The following is a 4,433-nucleotide window of genomic DNA, read 5'->3' as shown; positions in this document are numbered from 1 at the left end:
TTTCCGCTTCCGCGGAGGAACTGCGGGACCGAGTCTTCAATCGACGCCGTGCACAGTACACGCGTGTTTCCGACCTCAATCAGTGCCGAACCTTCGGCGGTGACCAGCCAGCCCGTGTCAATCTTCACCGGCCGCATCTGGTTGGGAGTGCGATTGTCGATTCTCATCGGGAGCCTGACTGGAGCGTTGCGTAAAACAGCAGTGTGAGCAGCAGAATACCTGAGACGATCAGAAGCAGACAAGGAATCGCTCCTAGGCTCGACTTCTTCTTCTTCTTTCCCCGGGCGATCTTGAACTTCGCCATCGCGTCCTAGTGTATTGCGTTTCGATGCCAACCAGCTACCCGCTAGCCTCTCACCCAGCCGCGAATTCACGCGAAGAACCCGCGAGCGAAGACCCTTTCCCTCCCAAATGCCACGGAACCCATTCTGACTTCTGCGAGTCCGCTACGGATGAAGCGACTCCTGACTTCTTCAATCCCGCAGGGATTCGAAGGGCGAAGCCCTTGTCTAGCTCTTGATCGATTTGAGCGCGGTGGCGGCTTGGCGGAAGAAATCCTCCAGCGAAGCTAGGGTGGGCTCCTCGAGGTCTTTCAACATGAGAGCGACCACCGGCCGGCCTCGCTCGGCCAAGGCCATCTGGGTGGCCAGAAACTGCGCCATATGATACTGCGGCGTGTGCCCGGCCGCTGGCAGCTTTTCCTGCTTTTCCGAAAGAACCACGGTGGACAGGCACTTGCCGTGGCCGATGATCATCTCGTGATAGGAGTGGTTCATCGGCGGACCCTCGTAGATGTCCACGGGCATCTTCAGCCGCGAGCGAAACAATCGCTCGGCGGCCCGGTTCAGCGTCTTCAGCGTTGCTTTGCCGCGGCGGGAATAGGCGGCATCGCCGAAGAACGTGAGCTCGGCATACTCCATCAGTCCCTCCGCCATGAGCCGCTTCACAATCTGGGCATAGATCGTCGGGGCATCCGCCTTGCCGGGTTGGAACTCGAGGCCGAGCCGGTTCCACAGCAGCGTGACTGATCCGCCGTGCTTCTTGCGCTGTCCACCGGCAGCCATTGCCTGCCATTCCGGGGTCTTTTCGATACCACCGGCCTTACCGGCTTCCTCGAACAGGCGGTTGGTGATGGTCTTGTAGAGTTCCACGCTCGGCTGGGTGACAAAGTTCATGTTGCGCAGCCACGCGAGTCCGAAAACTGTGTAGTGGACAAACTGCATGTAGGTGGAGAGCAGCGTGCCGCGAGGCAGAGTCAACGAAGCCACCGGGTAGCCTCGCCGGCGCAGCATGCCGGCCTTGGCCGAACCTTCAGCGGCTTGGCCCTTGATCTTGACGGCCAAAAAGGCGCGGTCCTGCAACGGGTCCTTCGGCGAGCGATAGTTGGCCAATTTGATCCGGCTCTCGAGGATGATCTTGATGCCGAGTTCCTCGCTCTTGCCCAGACTCTCTTCAAAATCCTGCTTGGTCCAGACGCCCGCCCCGGCCCAGCCCAATGGCAGGATCAGGGTGATTTTGTCACGGCCGGCTTTCGATTGCGCATGCAGGAAGGCGGACAGCCGCCAGGCCGTGTGTATCTGCTCTTTGCTGAGAAACGTGCCTTCCATCCACTCCCGCAAGTCGACTTTCGATAGGCCGAGAGGATAGAGCGAACCGCGGGTGAGCGGCGCGGAGTGGCGGCCGGCGGTGGTGTCGGCATTGTCGAGCTGCAACTCCACCTTCCGGTAGCCGCGCTTCGAGGCAAACTTGTCGAGCAGCGAGCCCGGGATGGTCATGTAGAGGAAGTTCGGCCGGCTGTCGATCTTGTACTTGTCGTAGAGCAAGGCCAGCTTCTCCAGGTTGACCACCGGCTCGTACGAGGTCTTCCCCATCGCCATTCCTACCACCAGCGTGCTGCGCAGCGCGTCGGCGAGGCGCAGTCCCGAACGGCGGACGATGTCGTCGAGAATCGACTTCATCTTCTCCGGGTCGGTGGAGTCCAGCACATAGCACCGGGGACTCCGTTTCAGCAGCCCCACCCCGTTGTACATCCGCTTGTCCTCGGCCGATCCGCCCATTCCCGCCCAGATGAGAAACCGCAACCTCGCTCCGTGGGCTTCTTTCAAGCGCGACCGAATCTGATCGAGCTCTCTCATCACCATGCCCGGCCATTCCAGGTGCTGCTCGGCGCGCCAGCTCAGATTGAAAACGCCATAGCCGTTCTTCTTCACTCGTCCTTTCGCATCGAACTCACAGCCAATCCCAACCAGCCGGTTTTTCGCCGGGTGGAGCGCGGTGAGTCCCTTGCGGGTTATCAACGCATCGGCTGATCGCAGGCGGGCAAGGACCCCGTCCTTTTCGAACATGAGGGAGTAGGATTCCGAGACCGGCTTATCATGAAACAGCGTTAGGATCACTACATCGTTTTATCATAGGAGGGTCTCCGATGAACCAGAAATCTTGAGCTGCTCTGGCCATCCTGGCGGCGGCCTGCGGAGGAGCCCCCCAGCCACGGGCCGTTTCGTTCCCCGAGGTCCTCAACAGCGACTGGCATCTGAACACCAGCGAGGCAATCGCCGCCGAGACGGTTCCCGGGCTGGTAAGAACCCTCGGGCTCGAACAGGCTCGGCGCGCGGTCTACGATGGGCCGGAAGCGCTAACCGTCGTGGTGTACGAAATGGGTGCCGAGGCCGCTGCCTTTGAGCTGCAACAGAAGTGGCAACCCGGTCCGGGCCGGCTGACATTCTACAGCGGGCCGCGATTTGTCCTCCTGGAATCGCCCACCCTTGACCATCCCAGCCTCGCTGCTCTCGGCCAGAGTCTCGAGAAGCACTGGCAGGCTGCAAAATCCGCTTCCTCCGGTCGCGGCTTCCATGAGAAAGCTGCCTCTGTCAAGGCGAAATGTCGTATCTTTCGAGAACGTAGTCTGTCCAGGGCCGACCAACGGGAGGCGGTAGATTCTTTCGTGATCAGAGATCTTCCTTTTCTAAGAATCTTTTGTCCTTCTCGTAATCGTGACCCGTCGCGGGGCCGACCAACGGGAGGCAGGGTATCCTCTCGGTGATCGCCGATTCTCCTTTCTAAGAATCTTTTCTTTCCTCCCGTGATCGTGACCCGTCTCGGGGCCGACCAACGGGAGGCGGACGGCTACCGTGCCGTCACACCATCTCTGCTCAGGGAATGGCTGGCCAGCCAGATCCACTTCGCCTTTGGCAACCGGTGGTGAGCGGCTTCACCCGTTCTGGTCGCCCGGCTCCCATCCGCACTCTCGAGTGAGCTCGTGCTCGGCTCGGTGCCAGTTGGTGTCCTTGATCTCAAAACGGGTGCTGCCATCTCAGTATCGGCCTGGTGGATCGGCGGCGGCGACGGGCGCCGTCGCCGATCCGCGGCCTGCCGCGACTTCGCAGTCACCCGAACCCGGCGTTTGTTTCGCTGACTATGGGCCAATCTTTCCATTCTCTATCTCAAACGCAATTCAACAACCTGCTCAGGCGGCCTTCTTCGCCGACTGCTTCTTCGCCGACTGCCGCTGGGCATTGTAGAGCGGCTGGTACTCCTCACCGGTAACCCACAGCCGGTGCAACAGCACCGCCAGTTTCCGCGCCACCGCCACCACCGCCCGCTTCTTGGCATTCTTGCCGCCCCGCGCCGCCAACTGCTCCCCCCAGCGCTTTAAGTCCGAGTCCGGCGCGTTCTTCTTCATCACACAATGCGCCGACTGCACCAGCAGCCACCGCAGATACCGGTCCCCTTCCTTGGTGATCCGTAACTGCGGCTGGTATTCCGCCGATTGCCCCTCCCGCGGCCGCAGCCCCAAGTACGGCCCCACTTCCCGGCTCCGCTCGAACCGCGCCGGGTCCTCGAGAGTCAACACATAGGTCAGTGACACCAGGTCCGCTACTCCGTAGACCTTCGCCAACCGCCCGGTCTCTGGATACTCGCTCTTCGCCATCCGCGCAATCTCCTGGTCGTAATCCCGCAGCGTGGCCGTCAGTTCCTCCACTTGCCCCAACAACCCACTCAAGGCCCGTTGCAGCAGCTCGCTGTGGCCGGCCACCAAATGGGGCCCCACCCGGTCCGCGTCACACTTCGCCAGCCGCTCCCCCATCGACTTGGCCAGCCCTCGCGCCGCGTTCACCGCTTTCGTCCGCATCTCCACCACTGCCGCCCGCGCTCGAATCACCGCCAAATCCCCCTGCGCCTGCTCGCTCCGGTGCCGGATCGGCGAGAGCAGCTTGGGGTCGGTCCGCCCCAACCGCGCCAGCGACTCCGCGTCCACCTTGTCGCTCTTTCGGCTGCTCCGGGTGATGTACGACACGTTCCGCGCGTTGGCCACCACCACCTCGTGCCCGGGCGCCGCCGCCAGCCGGCTGATCCACGGCGAATGCGTCCCCACTTCCATCACTACCCGGCTCGGCGGTGCTTCGGCGAACAGTTTCGTCAGACTCCTCCGG

3 protein-coding genes are annotated in these 4,433 nt (G+C 61.9%); all 3 read right to left on the bottom strand.

All coding sequences use genetic code 11. The annotated features are described in order from the left end of the window. The coding region (locus GY769_10950) for a ribonuclease PH (GenBank protein MCP4202436.1) at window positions 1-167 on the bottom strand (167 nt) is incomplete at its 3' end. A gap of 342 nt (window positions 168-509) precedes the next feature. Then, the gene (locus tag GY769_10945) at window positions 510-1,958 is read right to left on the bottom strand and encodes a hypothetical protein (GenBank protein MCP4202435.1); all 1,449 of its coding nucleotides are present in this window, start codon (window positions 1,956-1,958) and stop codon (window positions 510-512) included. Between the two features lie 1,508 nt (window positions 1,959-3,466). Next, a partial coding sequence (locus GY769_10940; protein MCP4202434.1) for an IS110 family transposase occupies window positions 3,467-4,433 on the bottom strand: 967 nt, incomplete at its 5' end.

The organism is bacterium (genome assembly GCA_024224155.1).
In the GTDB taxonomy this organism is placed as follows: domain Bacteria; phylum Acidobacteriota; class Thermoanaerobaculia; order Multivoradales; family JAHEKO01; genus CALZIK01.
Note: the sequence above shows the minus strand (reverse complement) of the source record. Positions and strands in the feature narration are given on the sequence as shown.

What these genes read in the sequence shown, in the direction of transcription:
- GY769_10945 (MCP4202435.1), bottom strand. Translation starts at nt 1,958, where the DNA reads ATGAAGTCGATTCTCGACGACATCGTCCGCCGTTCGGGACTGCGCCTC.